The following is a 17,025-nucleotide window of genomic DNA, read 5'->3' as shown; positions in this document are numbered from 1 at the left end:
ATACCACATGGCTCGCCTCGCCCGTGTCGTCATCCCCGGTCATCCCCACCATGTCACCCAGCGCGGCAATGGCCGGGCGCGGACCTTCTTCGGCGACAGCGACTATGCGCTCTATCGCGACCTGCTCGCCGAGAATTGCCGCGCGGCCGATGTCGAGGTCTGGGCCTGGTGCCTAATGCCGAACCACGTGCACCTGATCCTGGTGCCATCCGATCCGGACGGGCTTCGCCGCGCGCTGGCGCGGGTCCATCGCGCCTATGCCGGCATCATCCAGGCGCGGCGCAACAAGAGCGGGCATTTCTGGCAGGGCCGGTTCGGCGCCGTCGCCATGGACGAGCCACATCTCGCCGCTGCCCTGCGGTATGTCGCACTCAACCCGGTGCGGGCGCGGCTGGTGCAACGCGCGCAGGACTGGCGCTGGTCGAGCACGCGCGCGCATGTGCGCGGCAAGGACGACGGCAGTCCGGGAGCGCTTCCCCGACTTCGCCGAACTGCTGGCCAGCGCGCCGGAGCCCGATCTGTTCGACCGCCTGCGCGCCGCCGAGAGCATCGGCCGGCCGCTCGGCGACGATCGCTTTCTCGCCCGCCTGCAGCGCCTGACCGGACGCGTCCTCAAGCCAGCCAAACGCGGGCCGAAGCCGTCCGAACCGGAAGAGGGTTGAGTATGGTCATGGCTGGGAGAATTGAGTGCACTGTCACCGTAATCGCCTACTTTCGAGAGATAAGTCTCCGGCCGACGTGAGCAAAACGCCCACCGTCTTACCACCTTGCACACAGGCTGGGGGTTCCGGTATCGCGCTCTCTGCGGCTTAAATTTCCTCCCACTCCACGCTCGACGATCGCTCGCCAGTTTCCAAGAAAGCGACCGCAATCTCAGCTACCTTCTCCATTGGAAGACAATAGCGCCGCGGCATTGGTGTCGATGTATCGCCCATCAAGAACTCTTGCGTACCCCCTCCTTCGTGCTCAATTGTCCCCACCGCCATCAAGTAAGGCGGAGCCCCATCAGTTGAACTAAACTGTACGCAACCATCCCCAGATCCGAGGCCTAAGAGCAGCTTGCGATCGTTTGTGCCAACAAGCTCCGACAAAAATGGTTGCCTCTGCCGTGTGTCGTTAATGATCCTTCGCAACGCTGGCGACCCGTCAACTACTGTCTCATTCAGAGGATTCGTGGCGTCCTGTCTGTCGAAAAACTGGGCTCTCATGGATGCACCCCAACGAACACTGTCGAGCCATTCGGAGTTATAACGTTAAGCTGCGCGCCTGATGGTAGCATGCGTGGAAGAAGGTTTGTGCAACTTGAGCAGACGCCCGCGCAGAAGTTAATTTAACTCCCCGTTAACGAGTTTCTTTAGCTCTTTAAGTCATCGCTTAATGATTTGGCGTCACAGATAGACAATGCAAAAAGTCCGCGCGGTTCGCGGGCAGGATTTGTGTTGTTTATGAGTAATCCCGCAGAAAAGCCTGAAGTTGTACAGCTTCCGGCAGGCCCTCAGGTGGCGTCGCCGGTGAATAGCCGGCGTGCCGCCGCGCAGCGGGTGCGTGAGGCGCGGGATCGGTTAACGTCAACCAGTGGAACCCGCCCGGCGTTCGACGCCGAACTGCTCCGGCAATACGCCCAGACCCGGATGTCGGCGTCCTACGTCGTGATGCTGCTCGTGGTGGCGACCGGCGTGCTGTTTGGCCTCTGGATGCAGCCGATCGTGGCCGGCGCCTGGACCGTCGGCATCCTCGCCGTCCATCTCGCGATCATCCGCAGCTGCGCCCGCTTCCTCGCCGAGCCGACCTCGGTCGCGGTGACCCGCAAATGGCGGACGCGCTTCGTGCTGCTCGACCTGCTCTACGGCCTGTGCTGGACCGCGATCCTGATCCACCCCGCCGGGCGCGATCTGGCCTCCAACACGCTGATGATGTTCCTGATGCTGCTGGTGATCGCAGTCTCCAGCATGCTGGCGGCGAGCCTGCCGATCGCGGCACTCGCGGCGACCGTTCCAGTGACGGTCGGCATCGCACTCGACCTGGTGCTCAATGGGGCGTTCGACAATTACGTGCTGGCGCTGCTCGCGCTTGCCGCCGAGGGCTATTTCGCGCTGCTGGCGCACCGCCTGCATTCGACCACGCTGGCGACGCTGGAAGCCCGCGCCGAAAAGGACGCGCTGATCGGCGAACTGGAACAGGCCAAGGCGATCTCCGATGAGGCGCGGCACCGCGCCGAATCCGCCAACGTCGCCAAGTCGCGCTTCCTGGCCCAGATGAGCCACGAACTGCGCACGCCGCTCAACGCCATCCTCGGCTTCTCCGAGGTGATGAAGAGCGAGATTTTTGGCGCGCACGCCGTGCCGGTCTACAAGGAATATTCTGCCGATATCCATAATTCCGGCGTGCACCTGCTCAACCTCATCAACGAGATCCTCGACCTGTCACGCATCGAGGCCGGCCGCTACGAGCTGAATGAAGAAGCCGTGGCACTGGTGCATGTCGTCGCCGACTGCCACCATCTCTTGAAGCTGCGCGCGTCCAGCCGCGGCATCACGATCCACGAAGTGTTCGAGCATGGCATGCCCAGGATTTGGGGCGACGAACGCGCCATCCGCCAGGTCGTGCTCAACCTGCTCTCCAATTCGATCAAGTTCACGCCGCAGGGCGGCGAGATCTGGTTGAAGGTCGGCTGGACCGCGTCGGGCGGGCAATATCTGAGCGTCAAGGATACCGGAAGCGGCATCGCCGAGGACGAGATCCCGGTCGTGCTGGCCTCGTTCGGCCAGGGCTCCAACTCGATCAAGTCGGCGGAACAGGGCGCAGGCCTTGGCCTGCCGATCGCGAAAAGCCTGATCGACATGCATGGCGGCACCTTCACGCTGAAGTCCAAGCTGCGCATCGGCACCGAGGTGATCGTGACCTTGCCGCCGGAACGGGTGATGAGCGCGCTGGCGCCGATGGCGGAAGAATCGCCGCCGATGCAGCCGGAGCCCGCGGAGCCCACGATGGGCGCCGACCGCACACGTGTGCGCCGCAGGGCGATCATGAGTGCCGGCACCGGATTGTAGCAGCATGGCGCGGGAGACCATGCTCACGACAAAAAGCTGAGGCGTGATGACAGCATCGCGCTTCGGCCGGCTTGCACCAGCGGCTGAAACCGTTCAACACTGGAAGAATGAGCTCAGAAACGCCGTGTATCGCAGTCTGCATGATGGACCCCAAAACGAAGCTCTGCTTCGGCTGCGGCCGCACGCTTCCGGAGATCGCGCACTGGCACAAGATGGACCGCACGGAGCGGCTGACGGTGATGGCGAATTTGCCGGCGCGCATGGCGGACGCCGGGCTCGAGCGCATGGAGCCGCATCCGAAGCGCGCCTGATCGGCGCGGCCGCCGGAGACGCACCGTGACCCGCATCCTCCTCGTCATCCTGCTGCTGATGACGACCGCCGGCGCTGTCGTGACCTATGGCGATCCCGACCAGATCGCGCGCGCAAGGGAAAACCTCAACCAGATCCTCGGCCGCAGCACCACCACCGCTGCGCTGACCCCCGCCTCAGCCCCCGCAGTTCAGATCACCCGTGGCCAGGGCGGTGAGTTTGCGTTCCGCGCCAAGATCAACGGCGTCAGCGCGCCGATGGTGATCGACACCGGCGCGACCTCGGTCGTGCTGACCTGGGAAACCGCCAAGGCAATCGGGCTGCCGACCGACATGCTCGAATACAATGTCGACCTCGAGACCGCCGGCGGTCACACCAAGGCGGCGCGGCTGACGCTCGATCGGCTCGCGGTCGGCAAGCTGGTCGAGAAATCGGTACCGGCACTGGTGATGCAGCGCGGGCAGATGAAGACCAACCTGCTCGGCATGAGCTTCCTCGACCGGCTCGAGAGCTGGGGCGTCCGCTCCGACACACTGTCGCTGACCGGATACCCCGACGTCACCGGAAGCGTCTCCCCCGCAAGCCGTCACCGGCGCCCGCGCACCGCCGTCGACTAAAGCATGATCCGGAAAAGTGCGAAGCGGTTTTCCGGAAAGATCATGCTCAAACAAACGCCGGATCAACTCCCGCATCTTGCAAGAATGATCCGCAGCCGCAGCGTCGAAAAACGAAGATTGTACGTCGCATAAAAAATGGCTCTACTGAGCCTTACGCGCTGCTTCAGCATGTCGGCACATGATGTCTTCGATAGCAGCACGCTCAGAGGCCAGGACTTCCAATCTCGCACACCAAGCGACAAGGAATTTTCCGAAACCAACGAAAAAATAGCATCAAGCCACTGTTCGGCTGGGGCGGGCAACGATGAACGTTCGATCTGGCTTCCTAGAATCCATTGGCAACACGCCACTGATCAGGTTGCGTGCGGCATCGGAGATCACGGGCTGCGACATTTACGGCAAGGCCGAATTTCTCAATCCGGGCGGCTCGATCAAGGATCGTGCGGCCCTCGCCATCATCAACGACGCCGAGCAGCGCGGTCAGCTCAAGCCGGGCGGCATCATCGTGGAAGGCACTGCCGGTAACGTCGGCATCGGCATTGCGCTCGTGGCCAATGCGCGCGGTTATCGTTCCGTGATCGTGATGCCCGACACGCAAAGCCAGGAAAAGCAGGATATGCTGCGGCTGTGCGGCGCCGATCTGCGCCTGATGCCCGCGGTGCCATCTTCCGACCCCGGCCACTATGCCCGCTATTCCGGTCGCCTCGCTGACGAACTGGGCGCATTCTGGGCAAACCAGTTCGACAATGTCGCGAACCGTGACGGCCACTATCGGACGACCGGCCCCGAAATCTGGCAACAGACGGGCGGAACGGTCGACGGCTTCACGTGTGCCGTCGGCAGTGGCGGAACGCTGGGTGGAATCGCGCGCGCCCTCAAGGAGCGCAATCCCGACGTGAAGATTGCGCTCAGCGATCCAATGGGCGCCGCTCTCTATAATTGGTTCACAAAGGGCGAGCTGACGACAGAAGGAGACTCGATCACGGAAGGCATCGGCCAGGTCCGTGTGACGAAGAACCTTGAAGGCACGCCGATCGACATCGCCTACCAGATCACTGATGAGGAGGCGCTGCCCGTCCTGTTCGACCTGGTCGCGCACGAGGGGTTGGTTCTTGGCGGTTCAAGCGCGATCAACGTCGTGGGAGCCATGCGGCTTGCACGCGACCTCGGTCCAGGCAAGACCATCGTCACCATCCTCGCGGACGGTGGCCAGCGCTACCAGTCCAAGCTCTTCAATCCGGACTTCCTGCGCAAGAAAAATCTCCCAGTGCCGCCCTGGATGGCGTGAACCGGGAGCGACACCAATCCGCCGCTACCGGTCGTCGTCGTGGATCGACGACGGATGCCGGCACAGTGGCGTGACGCGGATCTCCATGAATGGAAACAGCGGCAGGCTGGACAGCATGTCGTGCAATTCCTGCGGGCCTGACACGTCGAGGACGCTGACATTGGCGTAGCGTCCGGCCACCCGCCACAAATGGCGCCAGACGCCCGTGCGCTGCAGCTCCATGGCGCGGATGCGTTCCGCCTGCTTCAGCGCGTCGGTTCGCTCAGTCGGCAGATCGTGCGGAATCCGCACCTCCATTTCGACGTGGAACAGCATGACGGTGAACTCCCTCTGCAAGGATGAAGTGGCGCGAAAAACGGAACGGAGCCGCCGTGCGATCGCGGCGGCTCCGATATTCTGTCTACCAGATCGTCAGCCCTGTCGTCAGCCTTGCACCAGACCGCGGCTGACGAGGTTGATGTCATCGGGATTGATGAGGTCCTTCGCCGTCCAGCCGGAGACGTCGTAGTCGCTCATGCAGTTGCGCACAAAATCCTGCATCGCGCCGAGGTCGCCGGTGGCGCTCGCGGCCATCAGGGTCTCGACACGCAGGTTCTCGTAATTGCCCGCATAGTTGCGCTCGTAGAGCTCATGCCGGCCGCCGAACTCGGAGCCGACGGCATCCCAGAGCAGCTTGAGCAGCTTGATCCGGTCGATCGCGGCATAGCCGTTGGAGCCGCGCACAAAGCGGTCGAGATAGGGCCGGATGGCTTCGCTTTCCAGATCGGCCGAGCTCGACGGCAGATAGATCAGGCCGCTCGCGACGTGGCGCTCGATCAATTCCTTGATCCGCGGATAGGCCATCGGCGCAAACACGCGATAGGCCAGCCCGTAATTCAGGTTGGGCAAATTGTAGCCCTCGGTCCCTTGCCAGGCGATCGGCGACTTCACCATCGCATCGGAAATGCCGTGGAACAGATTGCGCCAGGCGATCACCTCGCCGACTGCCGTCTGCACGCCGCGGAAATCCTTCGACCCGGTCGCCTCGACCGCCATCGAGAACAGGCCGGCAATGAAGTCGAGCTTGACGGCAAGCCGCGTCACACCGTGCAGCGTGAACCGCGGGACGAAACCCGACGCCGGGAAGAACTGGTTGATCTTGTCGATGTCGCCATAGATGAAGACGTTCTCCCACGGTATCAGCACGTTGTCGAAGACCAGGATGGAGTCGTTCTCATCGAAGCGGCTCGACAACGGATAGTCGAACGGCGAGCCGGTCGCAGCCGCCGTGAATTCATAGGACGAGCGGGCGATAAGCTTGACGCCCTTGGCATCCATCGGGGCCGTGAAGATCAGCGCGAACGACTTGTCCTTGATCGGGATGCCGTAATGCGCGATGAAATTGTAGTGCGTCAGCGCCGAGCCGGTCGCGACCACCTTTGCGCCTGACACGATCAGGCCCGCATCGGTCTCCTTCTCGACATGCATGAAGACGTCGCGCACATCCTCGATCGCGCGGTCGCGATCGATCGGCGGATTGACGATGGCGTGATTCCAGAAGTCGAGCCGCTCCTGGGTCCGGGCATACCACTTCCGGGCGTTGCCGGCATACTCGCCATAGAAACCCGAATTCGCACCGAGGGTGCCGAGGAATGCCGCCTTGTAGTCCGGCGAGCGGCCCATCCAGCCGAACGCAACCTTCTGCAATTCGGCGATCGCATCGCGCCCCCTGATCAGATCGTCTGCCGTTCGCGACCCCAGGAAGAACGGATGGGTCAACTGTCCCGAACCAGTGTCGGTCAGGACGCCGATCTGATCCTTCTTCTCATGAAAGCGGTCGTACCAGCGCGCCACCATCCGCGCCGAATTGCGGAAGGCGGGATGCGCCGTGACGTTCTTGACGCGCTCGCCGTAGATGTAGATTTCGCGGCCGTCCTGGATGCTGTCCAGGAATTCCGCGCCGGTATAGACGCTGGTGGTTGACGCAGGCGCATCAGCCCGCAGGGCAGCTGCAGTAGTCATGGACGTTTCTCCTCCGCTTCTGTGGTGGGACCGGCGGCGTTGCCAAGCCGGCCCGGGACCATCTCGTCACGCTCTTGGTCGGCGTGACATCGGAGGAAACGCTACGCGCTGAGCGGGAGCGGGCGAAAGGTATCACACCATACCGCGCGGACCGGCCCAGGCCGGGCTATGACTCGGGTGGCACGGACCAGACGGCAATGACCGTCCGGCCGATGCAACGCCGCAGCTGATGCAGCAATTGCACAGCACGGCAAGGGAGCGAAACCGGAGCGAACCATGGGCCAAGGTTTGGGCAAGGTTTTTGACAGCACAGCTGTCGCTTTCCATCGCGATGGAGAATTGGCCCTCGACTCGAGCGTCGTGACGATCGGCGCATTTGACGGCGTCCACCGCGGCCATCAGGAACTGCTCCGGCAGACGATCGCGACGGCGCGACGCCGCGGCGTTCCCGCCGTGGTCTACACCTTCGATCCGGCGCCAAAGGTGTATTTCGGCCAGGCCGAGCCGCTGATATCGTTGCGCGAAAAGCTCGAGCGCATCGCAACATTCGCGCCGGACCACATCGTCGTCGCCGGCTTCGACCAGCTCTACGTCCGCCGCACCGCGGCCGATTTCCTCGCCGAGTTGCAACGTCTGCAGCCTCGCGAGGTGATCGTCGGCGAGGATTTTCGCTTCGGGTCCTGCAAGGGTGGCACCGCGCTGTTGCTGCGGCAGCACTTCCACACCCGCATTCTGCCACCTGTGCGCTGCGGCAACGGCGAGATCGTGTCGAGCAGCCGCATCCGAAGCTTGCGGCGATCCGGCCTTGCAGCCGCCGCCGCGGCGCTGGAAAACTGGAGGGACATCGTGACTGCGCCACCGGCCAATCGATCCGCTCACGCCCAATTCGAGGTCGCAAGCCAATGACCGCCATCGATCCGCGAGAACTGCGCAATGCCTGCGGCCAATTCGGCACCGGCGTCACCATCATCACGACCCATTGCGAGGGACGCGACCATGGCATGACGGCCAACGCCTTCATGTCGGTGTCGCTCGAGCCGCCGCTGGTCGCGATCTCGATCGCAAAAAGCGCGAAGATGCTTGGCAACATCCAGAAGACCGGCCGCTTTGCGGTCAGCGTCCTTGCCGAGGGGATGGAAGATCTCGCCTGGCATTTCGCCGGCAAGCCCAGGCTCGACCTCTGCGATGTCTTCGAACGCCGCAACGAGCTGCCTGTGATCGCCAATGCGGCGGCGTACTTCGTGACCGATCTTGCCGATGAGATCATCGCCGGAGATCACACCATCTTCCTTGGTCATGTCCGCGAGATTGCGCTCGAGCAAAGCAAGAAGCCGCTGCTGTTCTTCCGCGGCCGTTTCGGCGGGCTTGCCGATCCGCACCCCGCTCCCGCGATGCTGGAGAATGGTGATTACGAATTCGTCTGGTGAGGCCACCAACCGAGATTCCCGAAACGGGGATGCAAGTTCGATCAAACTGCAAGAAAAGGAGGAAACGACCATGCTGAACGTCAACAAGGACACCATCACCGACCACGTGATCGCCGCGCTCGCGAAGGACATTCCGGATCGCAACCGTCAGATCATGACCAGCCTGATCCGGCACATGCACGATTTCTGCAAGGAGGTCGACCTGACCTTCGCCGAATGGTTCGCCGCCTGCGAATTTCTGCGCCGCGCCGGCGACATCTCGGACGAGAAGCGCAACGAGTTCATCCTGATCGCGGATATTCTCGGCGTCGAGGTGCTGGTCGACATGCTCGATCACCGCGTCACCGACGGCGAGAGCGAGTCCACCGTGCTCGGGCCGTTCTACCGGGAAAATCCGCCGGTGCTGCCCAAGGGCGCCTCGATCATCAAGAAGTCGTTCGACAACGCGCAGACCGTCAAGGTCTCCGGGCGCATCAGCGACACCGCGGGACGGCCGATCGAAGGCGTCACCATCGACGTCTGGGAGGACGCGCCGAACGGCCTGTACGATCTGCAGGACCCGGAGCAGCCGGCGTATAATCTGCGCGGACGCTTCACCACCGATGCCAACGGCGAATATGCCTTCGTCGCGCTCCGCCCCGAGCCCTACCCGATCCCCTATGACGGCGCCGGCGGCGAGCTCCTGAAATACATGGGCCACCATCCCTGGCGTCCGGGCCACATCCACTTCATGCTCTCGAAGGACGGCTATCAATCGCTGATCTCGCAGATCTACGATTCCGAGACCAAGTACCTCGACAACGACTCGGTGTTTGCCGTGAAGCAGAGCCTGATCGGCAAGTTCAGCAAGGCCCCGGCCGGCGCCGGCACCGATCTCGTTCTCGATTTCGACTTCAAGCTCAAGAAGGCGGCGGTCGAGCGGCTGGTCGCGGCCGAGTGATGCACGCTATGCCCAGCCAGGCCCTTCGACGGCCTGGCTGGGCTCATTTGAACTGACATGTGAGGACATATGAGTCGTGCCTTGATCGACATCGCCGAGCCCGTGCAACACGTGCAGCCCCTCGCGAAAGACACTACGATCCGCAGTATCCGCGCGACCATCGTGGAGGCGCCGACCCGCCGCCGCCACAAGCTTTCCAACACCGAAGTCACGCATCAGGGCTATGTGCTGGTCCGCGTCCTGCTCGACAATGGCGTGTCGGGTATCGGCGAAGCCTCGACGCTCGGCGGGCCGCGCTGGGCCGAGGAGAGCGTGGAATCGATCAAGGCCGCGGTCACGAATTATCTGGCGCCGGTGCTGCTGGGACAGCCTGCCCTCGCCTTCGAAGCCAATGCGCTCCGCATGAGCAAGGCTGCCACCCGCAATTTCGCGGCCAAGGGCGCCATCGAATCCGCGCTGCTTGACGCCGCCGGCAAGACGCTTGGCCTGTCCGCCAGCGCCCTGCTCGGTGGCGCGGTGCGCGCGCGCATGGAGGTGATCTGGGCGCTGGCCTCCGGCGACAGCGGCCAGGAGCTGGAGGAAGCCAAGGAGAAGCTGCGCCGCCGCGAGCACCGCCAGTTCAAGATCAAGTTCGGCTTCAACCGGCCACAGGCCGATCTGAAGCGGCTGCAGACGCTGCGCGCCGGCCTCGGTGATGAGGTACGGCTGATCGTCGATATCAACCAGGGCTGGACCGAGGCCGAATGCATCCGCTTCATGCCGGCGCTGCAGGAGCTGGATGTCGCTCTGGTCGAGCAACCGGTGTCGGCGCAGCAGCTGGAAGCCATGGCGCGTGTCGCGGCACGCACCTCGATCCCGCTGCTGATCGACGAAGCCGCCTTCACCAAGGAAGAAATCGCACGGACTGCCACGATGGGCTGCGGCAGCGTCTACTCGTTGAAGCTCGTCAAAAGCGGCGGCCTGTTCGAGATGAAGCGCGCTGCGGCGGTCGCGGCCGCGCACGGCCTCGAGCTCTATGGCGGTTGTCTGCTGGAGAGCAGCATCGGCGCGGCTGCGCATCTCGCCGCATTCGCCACCCTGCCCAGGCTCGAATGGGGAAGCGAGCATTTCGGTCCGCGGATTCTCGTCGAGGATCTCGTCGTCAACCCGATCAGGTTCGACGAGTTCGAGATCTGCTTACCCGATGGCCCCGGTCTCGGCGTCGAGGTCGACGAGGACAAGATCCGCGCCTTCGCCCGGAAGGATTAGGCAGATGGCGTCATGCCTGCGGACAATTGACAATCCAGGGATGCCCGCTCAGTCTTCCCGCTGGAACCATTGTTTCAATCATGCGCTGATGACCGCACGGCATCGAACCCGGCAGGCCCTTCCCGCAGCTTCCGCGGAAGCGCGCGAACCAACGTTCGCCTGGCCGTGACCGACCGCGACGATGTCATGGATCTGAGGCGACTGGTCTACTTCGTCGCCGTCGCCGAAGAATTGCATTTCGGCCGCGCCGCATCGCGGCTCGCGATCGCCCAGCCGCCGCTCAGCCGGCAGATCGCGCAGCTGGAGAGCGATCTCGGTGTCATGCTGATCGACCGGAGCCGGAGCCAGATCCGCTTGACCCAGGCCGGCAGCGTCCTGCTGGAACGCGCGCGCGACGTGCTGGAGCGGCTCGACCGGACGCACCGCGAGATCAAGCGGATCGGAGAAGGCTTTTCAGGTCACCTGCGCGTCGCCTTCGTCGGATCCGCGACCTATGGCGTGCTGCCCAATGTGATCAAGGCGTTTCGTTCGGCCTATCCCGACGTCGAGCTGGCGCTATCGGCGATGAACAATGCCGAACAGAAGCGCGCGGTGATCCAGCGCGAGATCGATATCGCCGTCGCCCGCCCCTCGCTCGACGACGAGGAATTGAAGTCGGAGCCGTTGCTGCAGGAAGCATTGATCCTCGCTTTGCCCGACACCTCGCCGCTGCTCGAACAGCAGGTCACGCTTCTGTCGGCGCTGAAGGCCGAGACATTCATCCTCTACCCGCGCAAGCCGCGCCCGAGCTTCGCCGACCACATCCTCAATATCTGCCTCGAAGAAGGCTTCATTCCGAAATCGCAGGTATTGGCGCAGGACTATCAGACCGCGATCAGCCTGGTGTCGGTCGGCGTCGGCATCGCGCTGGTGCCGAAATCGGTCTCGCAATCGGAACGCCCCGGCGTCAGCTACCGCGCCTATGAGGGGCACAATCCGGGCACCGCGCTGTCGCTGAACTACCGACGCGACAACCGGATGCCGCATCTCTTCAATTTCCTGAAGGTCGCGCAGGAGGTGACGCGGCGTCAGCGCAAGTCGTAATCCGCGCGCTCAGGCCGCGACCGCCGCAGGCGCGCGATCGTCAACACGCGCGATCGCATCGCGCAGCACGTCGATGTCAGCGCCCGGCCGAACGCCGTTCTCGGCCAGATGCCTGCGGAAGGCACGCGCGCCGGGCACGCCGTGGAAGGCACCGACGAAATGGCGCGCGATCGAATGCAGCCGCGTGCCTTCGGCCAGTTGCCGCTCGATATAGGGCAGCATCGCCGCGAACACGTCCTTCATCGTCGCGTGCGGCGAAGCTTCGCCGAACAGCTCGGAATCGACTGACAGCAACCGCCACGGCTCCTGATAGGCCGCCCGCCCCAGCATCACGCCATCGACATGCGCCAGATGCTGTTTGGCCTCGGCGAGGCTCGTGATGCCGCCGTTGATGATGACGGGCACATCCGGCAGCGCCGCCTTGAGGCGATAGACGCGATCATAGTCGAGCGGCGGGATGTCGCGGTTCTCCTTCGGCGACAAGCCGTTCAGCCAGGCCTTGCGTGCGTGCACGACGAGCGCGTCCGCGCCGGCGGCAATCACGCCGCGGGCGAGCGTATCGAGCGCGACTTCCGGATCCTGATCGTCGATACCGATCCGGCATTTCACCGTGACGGGGACCTTCACCGCGCGCTTCATCGCCGCAACGCCTTCGGCGACCAGCGCGGGCTCCGCCATCAAACAGGCACCAAAGCGGCCATCCTTCACCCGATCCGAGGGACAGCCGACATTGAGATTGATCTCGTCGTAGCCAAACTCCTCGCCGATCGTTGCTGCGGTCGCAAGATCGCGCGGAACGGAACCGCCGAGCTGCAGCGCCACCGGATGCTCGCTGGCATCGAAGCCGAGCAGCCGCGCCCGGTCGCCATGGATCACGGCGCCCGTCGTCAGCATCTCCGTATAAAGCCGCGCCCGCCGCGACATCAGGCGATGGAAGACGCGGCAATGCCTATCAGTCCAATCCATCATCGGGGCAATGGAGAATTTGTATTTCATCTCAATTGCTTAATCACAACACCGGCGCAATGCAATATGATGTTTTCGGAAACCCTGCCCGTCCGATCTGCGCCATAAAGCTGCGGAGCAATGTCCGGCCAAACCAAAATATCGAAAACAACCCCATGCAAAGTAGCATCGCAGCCGCAGGGACGTGGGCGACGCGAAGACGTTTGAAGTTGCTCGACAGCAAATACGAAATGATCGATGGCCCGCAGGACCATCGATCATCGTAAAATCTCGGCAATGTCTAGACCCGATCCCGCCGTCGTCCCAACGTCAGATGGTCGGGCTGACCTGAGCAGAGCCCATCGTTGCGTAGGGCCACCCGCCCCCTGCCACTTTGTCCAGGGAGCTGTCGCTGAGCGCATCAGACGTCGTCGAGGTTTGCGGTGCCGTGTTCGGAGCGCCGTCCTTGCTGCTGTCAAGAGATTCCGCTTGCGCCGTTGAATTCGTGTCCTGCCCACTGGTCATGTTCAATCTCCACCTTCATCAATGCTGATCGGGTCAACCCGACGTTGAGGATACTGTGCTGGTCTTGTTTCGTAAGGATTTCAAGGGCCGGGGAAAATGTTTCCCCGACGTCGCACTTTGTTTCGCGGCATCGCGCTCGGGCGATGGGCCATTCCCCACCGATGCGCGGCGGAGCGCTTTCGGCTAGCCCGTCGGGCCGTTGACGCTGTAGCTAGCACGCGCGGCACTACTGAATGGCCAAGAGCCGCCTGACACATCGTCCAGCGAGCTGTCGCTGAGCGCATCAGCCGCCGGCGAGACTTTGGACGCCGCGTTCTGGGCACCGTCCTCGCTGCTCTCGCGAGGTTCGGCCGCCACCTTTGAACTCGTATCCTGCTCGTTCGTCATGTTCATCTCTACCTTCATCAATGCTGATTGGTTAGCCGCCGTTACCTCGAGCCGTCGTTCGCTCAGATGCTTTCTCGGCTAGCCCGTCGGGCCTGAGCTGGCGTAGACGGCGCGCGCGGCACTACTGAACGGCCAAGAGCCGCCTGACACATCGTCCAGCGAGCTGTCGCTGAGCGCATCAGCCGCCGGCGAGACTTTGGACGCCGCGTTCGGAGCGCCGTCCTTGCTGCTCTCGAGAGATTCGGCTTGCGACGTTGAATTCGTGTCTTGCCCACTGCTCATATTCAGTCTCCACTTTCATCGATGCTGATCGGGCCAACCCGACGTTGAAAATGCTGCGCTGGTTTCGCTTCGTAAGGATTTCAAGGGCCGGGAAAGCTGCTTCCCCGGCGTCGCGCTTTGTTTCGTGGCATCGCGCGAAGCGCTTGGGCGATGGGCGGTTCCCCACCGGTGCGCGGCGGAGCGCTTTTCGGCTAGCCCGTCGGGCCGCTGGCACTGTAGCTGGCAGCCGCAGTGCTATTGTAAGGCCAAGCGCCGCCCGCCACTTTGTCCAGGGAGCTGTCGCTGAGCGCATCAGCCGCCGGCGAGACTTGGGACGCCGTGTTCGGAGCGCCGTCCTTGCTGCTCTCGAGAGATTCGGCTTGCGCCGTTGAATTCGTGTCCTGCCCACTGCTCATATTCAGTCTCCACTTTCATCAATGCTGGCCGGTCAGGCCCAAGGTCAGATGGTTTTGTTGTATGTGCTGCTGCTCATTACAGCCGGCCAAAGCCCGCCCGACACATCGTCCAGCGCGCCATCGCCGAGGGCATCCTTCCCCGGCGTCGACGAAATCTTGGTCTCCGCACCTTCCTTGAGGTTCTGAGGCGGTACAACGTCGCCTTTCGAATTCGTGTCCTGCTCATCGGTCATGTTCAATCTCCACCTTCATCAATGCTGATTGGTTGGCTGCCGTTAGCTCGAACCGTCGTTGGCTCTGGTGCTTTCCCGGTCAGCCCCCCCGCCCGATCTGATGTAGCTGGCAGATGCAGTGGTACCGTACGGCCAAGAGCCGCCTGACACATCGTCCAGCGAGCTGTCGCTGAGCGCATCAGCCGCCGGCGAGACTTGGGACGCCGTGTTCTGAGCGCCGTCCTTGCTGCCCTCAAGAGATTCCGCTTGCGCCGTTGAATTCGTGTCCTGCCCACTGGTCATATCTGATCTCCACCTTCATCGATGCTGATCGGGCCAATCCGACGTTGAGAATGCTGCGTTAGTCTTGTTCGTAAGGATTTCAAGGTCCGGGGAAAACGATTTCCCCGGCGTCGCCCCTTGTTTCGTGGCATCGTCCGGAGCCCTTGGACGGGCCATTCCCACCGATGCGCGGCGGCAGAGGTAACCACTTCGGGCCGTCGGCTCAGCTGCTTTCTCGGTCAACCTCCGCCGCCCGTGGCGCCGATGCTGGCACGCACAGCGTTATTATACGGCCAACTGCCGCCTGACACATCGTCCAACGAGCTGTCGCTGAGCGCGTCAGCCGCCGGCGAGACTTTGGACCCCGTGTTCTGCGCGCCGTCCTTCAGACTCTCGCCGGCTTCGGCTTGCGCCTTCGAATTCGCGTCCTGCCCACTGGTCATATTCAATCTCCACCTTCATCGATGCTGATCGGGCCAACCCGACGTTGAAACGCTACGCCAGGCTTATTTCCTGGGTATCTCGAGTGCGCGGGAAAACGGTTTCCCGAGCGGTTAGCCCCCCGGCGTCCCCCCGGATGAAGCCGTGTTGGTGTAGTACGGCCAAGCGCCGCCCGACACATCGTCCAGCGCGCCATCGCGGAGCGCATCCTTCTCCGGCGTCGAGGAAATCTTGTGCTGCGTGCCGTCCTTGAGGCTCTCGCGAGGTTCGGCCCCCGCCTTTGAATTCGCATCCTGCTTGTTGGTCATGTCCAATCTCTACCTTCATCGATGCTGATTGGTTAGCCACCGTTCGTGGGGCGGTAGACGCTGCTCGAGAAAGTATTGAGGGGCCAACCGCCGCCTGAAACATCGTCCAGCGAGCCGTCGCTGAGTGCATCAGCCACCGGCGAGACTTGGGAGGCTTGATTTTCCGCGCCGTCCTCGAGGCTCTCGCCAGGGCCGGCGTGCCCTTTGGAATTCGTGTCCTGCTGATCGGCCATGTTCAATCTCCAACTCTGATCAATGCCAAGCGCTATGGCCGGACGTCAGAACCCGTGGGTCGGAGGCACGCGACCGCCGGACACATCGTCCAGGGAGCTGTCGCTGAGTGCATCCTTTTCAGACGTCGAGATTTTCGGTGCCTTGTTCTGGGCGGCGTCCTTGAGGCTATCGAGAGCTTCGGCTTCCGGCTTGGAATTCGCGTCCTGCTTGTTGGCCATTCTCAATCTCCGATTTTGGTGTATGCCAATTAAATCAATAGTTGCGTCGTAACGATGAAGTAATTTCCCAAATATTTCAAAGCCGGAGACGGGAAACCGGTTTCCCCGGCGTCGCCCCTTGTTTCCTGCGCTTGAGGGTGAAAGCTACCGCTGGATCCATCTGCGAACGATACGGCAGATGCCGTATTTCGTCGTCGGTCACGGGGAAGTGTCAAAGGCCCCCGTCGAAAGGCCGCCCCTTCGAAAGGCCCTGCCTTCGATCTCAGGATCTGGCGCCCTTCATCGCGACCTCCTCCACCAGCTTGAGCAGGCGGTCGAATCGCTCGCCCGCGATCGACACCTGGTCGAGCACGGCAGGATCAAGCTCGTCCTTCAACCGCGTCGCCTCGTCCCCAAGTCCGGTTTCCTGCTCGCCATAAGCCATCCTGCGCTCGGTGGCGCGCAGGCGGTCCGACAGCAGGATGGCCAGCGCGCGATAAAAGCGGCTGGCAAAGGCGTGATCTCCCGCGAGCTTTCGCATCAGGAGCTGCTTGTCCAGGAACAGGGCAACCGAATCGGCCTTCGCAGCCACCGTGGCCGAGGGCGGCGCTGAATCGATCAGCGACATCTCACCGACGAAGTCGCCCGCCTCGAGCTGGGCGATCTCGCCGATGCCGGACACGCTCACGCCCATCCGTCCTTGCAACAGCAGGACGATCGACGAGATCGGCACGCCTTCATCGATCAGGACGTCCTGTCGCCCGATGCCGCGGCGGGCGCCGGCACGGGCCATCCACTCGATGTCGGAGTCATTCAGAACGCCGAATATGAAGAGGACCTTGCGCATATCGGT

The 17,025-nt window shown here is 62.8% G+C and carries 21 protein-coding genes; 10 read left to right on the top strand and 11 right to left on the bottom strand.

The genetic code is table 11. The features are described 5' to 3' along the window. The first annotated feature begins 7 nt into the window (after positions 1–7). Positions 8–742 (top strand): transposase, encoded by a 735-nt coding sequence (locus HAP48_RS33875; protein WP_224496728.1) that lies wholly within the window; start codon positions 8–10, stop codon positions 740–742. A gap of 67 nt (positions 743–809) precedes the next feature. On the opposite strand, the gene HAP48_RS50980 is transcribed toward HAP48_RS33875, so the two are convergent. Next, complete coding sequence (locus HAP48_RS50980) at positions 810–1,208, bottom strand: Imm1 family immunity protein (RefSeq protein ID WP_166204171.1); 399 nt, start codon at positions 1,206–1,208, stop codon at positions 810–812. A gap of 237 nt (positions 1,209–1,445) precedes the next feature. Between HAP48_RS50980 and HAP48_RS33870 the strand changes: the two genes are divergently transcribed. The 4 genes from HAP48_RS33870 (at position 1,446) to HAP48_RS33855 (ending at position 5,265) form a co-directional block, all read left to right on the top strand. Next, entirely contained in the window at positions 1,446–3,050 is a 1,605-nt protein-coding gene (locus HAP48_RS33870; RefSeq protein WP_166204170.1) for a sensor histidine kinase, read from the top strand. A 107-nt stretch (positions 3,051–3,157) separates the two neighbouring features. After that, entirely contained in the window at positions 3,158–3,361 is a 204-nt protein-coding gene (locus HAP48_RS33865; RefSeq protein ID WP_166204169.1) for a DUF1289 domain-containing protein, read from the top strand. Positions 3,362–3,386: 25 nt separating this feature from the next. Continuing rightward, on the top strand, positions 3,387–3,977 hold the full coding sequence (locus HAP48_RS33860; RefSeq protein ID WP_166204168.1) for a TIGR02281 family clan AA aspartic protease: 591 nt from the start codon (positions 3,387–3,389) through the stop codon (positions 3,975–3,977). A 304-nt stretch (positions 3,978–4,281) separates the two neighbouring features. After that, complete coding sequence (locus HAP48_RS33855) at positions 4,282–5,265, top strand: cysteine synthase A (protein WP_166204167.1); 984 nt, start codon at positions 4,282–4,284, stop codon at positions 5,263–5,265. 24 nt (positions 5,266–5,289) lie between these two features. On the opposite strand, the gene catC is transcribed toward HAP48_RS33855, so the two are convergent. Together catC and HAP48_RS33845 are read right to left on the bottom strand one after the other, a co-directional pair. Continuing rightward, positions 5,290–5,580, bottom strand: coding sequence for a muconolactone Delta-isomerase (catC, locus tag HAP48_RS33850; protein WP_166204166.1), 291 nt, complete (start codon positions 5,578–5,580; stop codon positions 5,290–5,292). Positions 5,581–5,688: 108 nt separating this feature from the next. Further along, positions 5,689–7,266, bottom strand: coding sequence for a 4-hydroxyphenylacetate 3-hydroxylase N-terminal domain-containing protein (locus HAP48_RS33845; RefSeq protein ID WP_166204165.1), 1,578 nt, complete (start codon positions 7,264–7,266; stop codon positions 5,689–5,691). Positions 7,267–7,605: 339 nt separating this feature from the next. On the opposite strand from HAP48_RS33845, the gene HAP48_RS33840 reads away from it, so the two are divergent. The 5 genes from HAP48_RS33840 (at position 7,606) to HAP48_RS33820 (ending at position 11,964) form a co-directional block, all read left to right on the top strand. Further along, the gene (locus HAP48_RS33840) at positions 7,606–8,172 is read left to right on the top strand and encodes a nucleotidyl transferase family protein (RefSeq protein ID WP_166204164.1); all 567 of its coding nucleotides are present in this window, start codon (positions 7,606–7,608) and stop codon (positions 8,170–8,172) included. Continuing rightward, positions 8,169–8,693: a flavin reductase family protein gene (locus tag HAP48_RS33835; protein WP_166204163.1), complete on the top strand. Its 525-nt coding sequence runs from the start codon at positions 8,169–8,171 to the stop codon at positions 8,691–8,693. Before HAP48_RS33840 ends, HAP48_RS33835 begins: the two co-directional genes overlap by 4 nt. A 70-nt stretch (positions 8,694–8,763) precedes the next feature. Further along, complete coding sequence (locus HAP48_RS33830; RefSeq protein WP_166204162.1) at positions 8,764–9,633, top strand: intradiol ring-cleavage dioxygenase; 870 nt, start codon at positions 8,764–8,766, stop codon at positions 9,631–9,633. Between the two features lie 69 nt (positions 9,634–9,702). Further along, the gene (locus HAP48_RS33825) at positions 9,703–10,881 is read left to right on the top strand and encodes a muconate/chloromuconate family cycloisomerase (RefSeq protein ID WP_166204161.1); all 1,179 of its coding nucleotides are present in this window, start codon (positions 9,703–9,705) and stop codon (positions 10,879–10,881) included. A 186-nt stretch (positions 10,882–11,067) separates the two neighbouring features. Continuing rightward, positions 11,068–11,964: a LysR family transcriptional regulator gene (locus tag HAP48_RS33820; protein WP_166204160.1), complete on the top strand. Its 897-nt coding sequence runs from the start codon at positions 11,068–11,070 to the stop codon at positions 11,962–11,964. A gap of 9 nt (positions 11,965–11,973) precedes the next feature. Here the strand turns inward: HAP48_RS33820 and dusA are convergent, their stop codons facing one another. The 8 genes from dusA to HAP48_RS33780 form a co-directional block, all read right to left on the bottom strand. Then, positions 11,974–12,960: a tRNA dihydrouridine(20/20a) synthase DusA gene (dusA, locus tag HAP48_RS33815; RefSeq protein WP_166204159.1), complete on the bottom strand. Its 987-nt coding sequence runs from the start codon at positions 12,958–12,960 to the stop codon at positions 11,974–11,976. 657 nt (positions 12,961–13,617) lie between these two features. Then, on the bottom strand, positions 13,618–13,827 hold the full coding sequence (locus HAP48_RS33810; protein WP_224496727.1) for a hypothetical protein: 210 nt from the start codon (positions 13,825–13,827) through the stop codon (positions 13,618–13,620). A gap of 715 nt (positions 13,828–14,542) precedes the next feature. Further along, on the bottom strand, positions 14,543–14,731 hold the full coding sequence (locus HAP48_RS33805) for a hypothetical protein (RefSeq protein ID WP_029078506.1): 189 nt from the start codon (positions 14,729–14,731) through the stop codon (positions 14,543–14,545). Positions 14,732–15,231: 500 nt separating this feature from the next. After that, positions 15,232–15,435 (bottom strand): hypothetical protein, encoded by a 204-nt coding sequence (locus HAP48_RS33800; RefSeq protein WP_166204158.1) that lies wholly within the window; start codon positions 15,433–15,435, stop codon positions 15,232–15,234. Positions 15,436–15,546: 111 nt separating this feature from the next. Then, positions 15,547–15,741 (bottom strand): hypothetical protein, encoded by a 195-nt coding sequence (locus tag HAP48_RS33795; RefSeq protein ID WP_166204157.1) that lies wholly within the window; start codon positions 15,739–15,741, stop codon positions 15,547–15,549. A gap of 32 nt (positions 15,742–15,773) precedes the next feature. Further along, entirely contained in the window at positions 15,774–15,974 is a 201-nt protein-coding gene (locus tag HAP48_RS33790) for a hypothetical protein (RefSeq protein WP_029078503.1), read from the bottom strand. A gap of 45 nt (positions 15,975–16,019) precedes the next feature. Next, positions 16,020–16,193, bottom strand: a complete 174-nt coding sequence (locus tag HAP48_RS33785; protein WP_165123179.1) for a hypothetical protein — start codon at positions 16,191–16,193, stop codon at positions 16,020–16,022. A 262-nt stretch (positions 16,194–16,455) separates the two neighbouring features. Continuing rightward, complete coding sequence (locus HAP48_RS33780; protein WP_166204156.1) at positions 16,456–17,019, bottom strand: cyclic nucleotide-binding domain-containing protein; 564 nt, start codon at positions 17,017–17,019, stop codon at positions 16,456–16,458. Positions 17,020–17,025 lie beyond the last annotated feature (6 nt).

Source organism: Bradyrhizobium septentrionale (assembly GCF_011516645.4).
Taxonomy (GTDB): Bacteria; Pseudomonadota; Alphaproteobacteria; order Rhizobiales; family Xanthobacteraceae; genus Bradyrhizobium; species Bradyrhizobium septentrionale.
This window is presented reverse-complemented; position numbering and strand designations above follow the sequence as displayed.

Coding starts and splice junctions, on each gene's coding strand:
- HAP48_RS33875 (WP_224496728.1), top strand. CDS start 8: ATGGCTCGCCTCGCCCGTGTCGTCATCCCCGGTCATCCCCACCATGTC.
- HAP48_RS50980 (WP_166204171.1), bottom strand. CDS start 1,208: ATGAGAGCCCAGTTTTTCGACAGACAGGACGCCACGAATCCTCTGAAT.
- HAP48_RS33870 (WP_166204170.1), top strand. CDS start 1,446: ATGAGTAATCCCGCAGAAAAGCCTGAAGTTGTACAGCTTCCGGCAGGC.
- HAP48_RS33865 (WP_166204169.1), top strand. CDS start 3,158: ATGAGCTCAGAAACGCCGTGTATCGCAGTCTGCATGATGGACCCCAAA.
- HAP48_RS33855 (WP_166204167.1), top strand. CDS start 4,282: ATGAACGTTCGATCTGGCTTCCTAGAATCCATTGGCAACACGCCACTG.
- catC (WP_166204166.1), bottom strand. CDS start 5,580: ATGCTGTTCCACGTCGAAATGGAGGTGCGGATTCCGCACGATCTGCCG.
- HAP48_RS33845 (WP_166204165.1), bottom strand. CDS start 7,266: ATGACTACTGCAGCTGCCCTGCGGGCTGATGCGCCTGCGTCAACCACC.
- HAP48_RS33835 (WP_166204163.1), top strand. CDS start 8,169: ATGACCGCCATCGATCCGCGAGAACTGCGCAATGCCTGCGGCCAATTC.
- HAP48_RS33830 (WP_166204162.1), top strand. CDS start 8,764: ATGCTGAACGTCAACAAGGACACCATCACCGACCACGTGATCGCCGCG.
- HAP48_RS33825 (WP_166204161.1), top strand. CDS start 9,703: ATGAGTCGTGCCTTGATCGACATCGCCGAGCCCGTGCAACACGTGCAG.
- HAP48_RS33820 (WP_166204160.1), top strand. CDS start 11,068: ATGGATCTGAGGCGACTGGTCTACTTCGTCGCCGTCGCCGAAGAATTG.
- dusA (WP_166204159.1), bottom strand. CDS start 12,960: ATGAAATACAAATTCTCCATTGCCCCGATGATGGATTGGACTGATAGG.
- HAP48_RS33810 (WP_224496727.1), bottom strand. CDS start 13,827: ATGAACATGACGAACGAGCAGGATACGAGTTCAAAGGTGGCGGCCGAA.
- HAP48_RS33805 (WP_029078506.1), bottom strand. CDS start 14,731: ATGACCGATGAGCAGGACACGAATTCGAAAGGCGACGTTGTACCGCCT.
- HAP48_RS33800 (WP_166204158.1), bottom strand. CDS start 15,435: ATGACCAGTGGGCAGGACGCGAATTCGAAGGCGCAAGCCGAAGCCGGC.
- HAP48_RS33795 (WP_166204157.1), bottom strand. CDS start 15,741: ATGACCAACAAGCAGGATGCGAATTCAAAGGCGGGGGCCGAACCTCGC.
- HAP48_RS33790 (WP_029078503.1), bottom strand. CDS start 15,974: ATGGCCGATCAGCAGGACACGAATTCCAAAGGGCACGCCGGCCCTGGC.
- HAP48_RS33785 (WP_165123179.1), bottom strand. CDS start 16,193: ATGGCCAACAAGCAGGACGCGAATTCCAAGCCGGAAGCCGAAGCTCTC.
- HAP48_RS33780 (WP_166204156.1), bottom strand. CDS start 17,019: ATGCGCAAGGTCCTCTTCATATTCGGCGTTCTGAATGACTCCGACATC.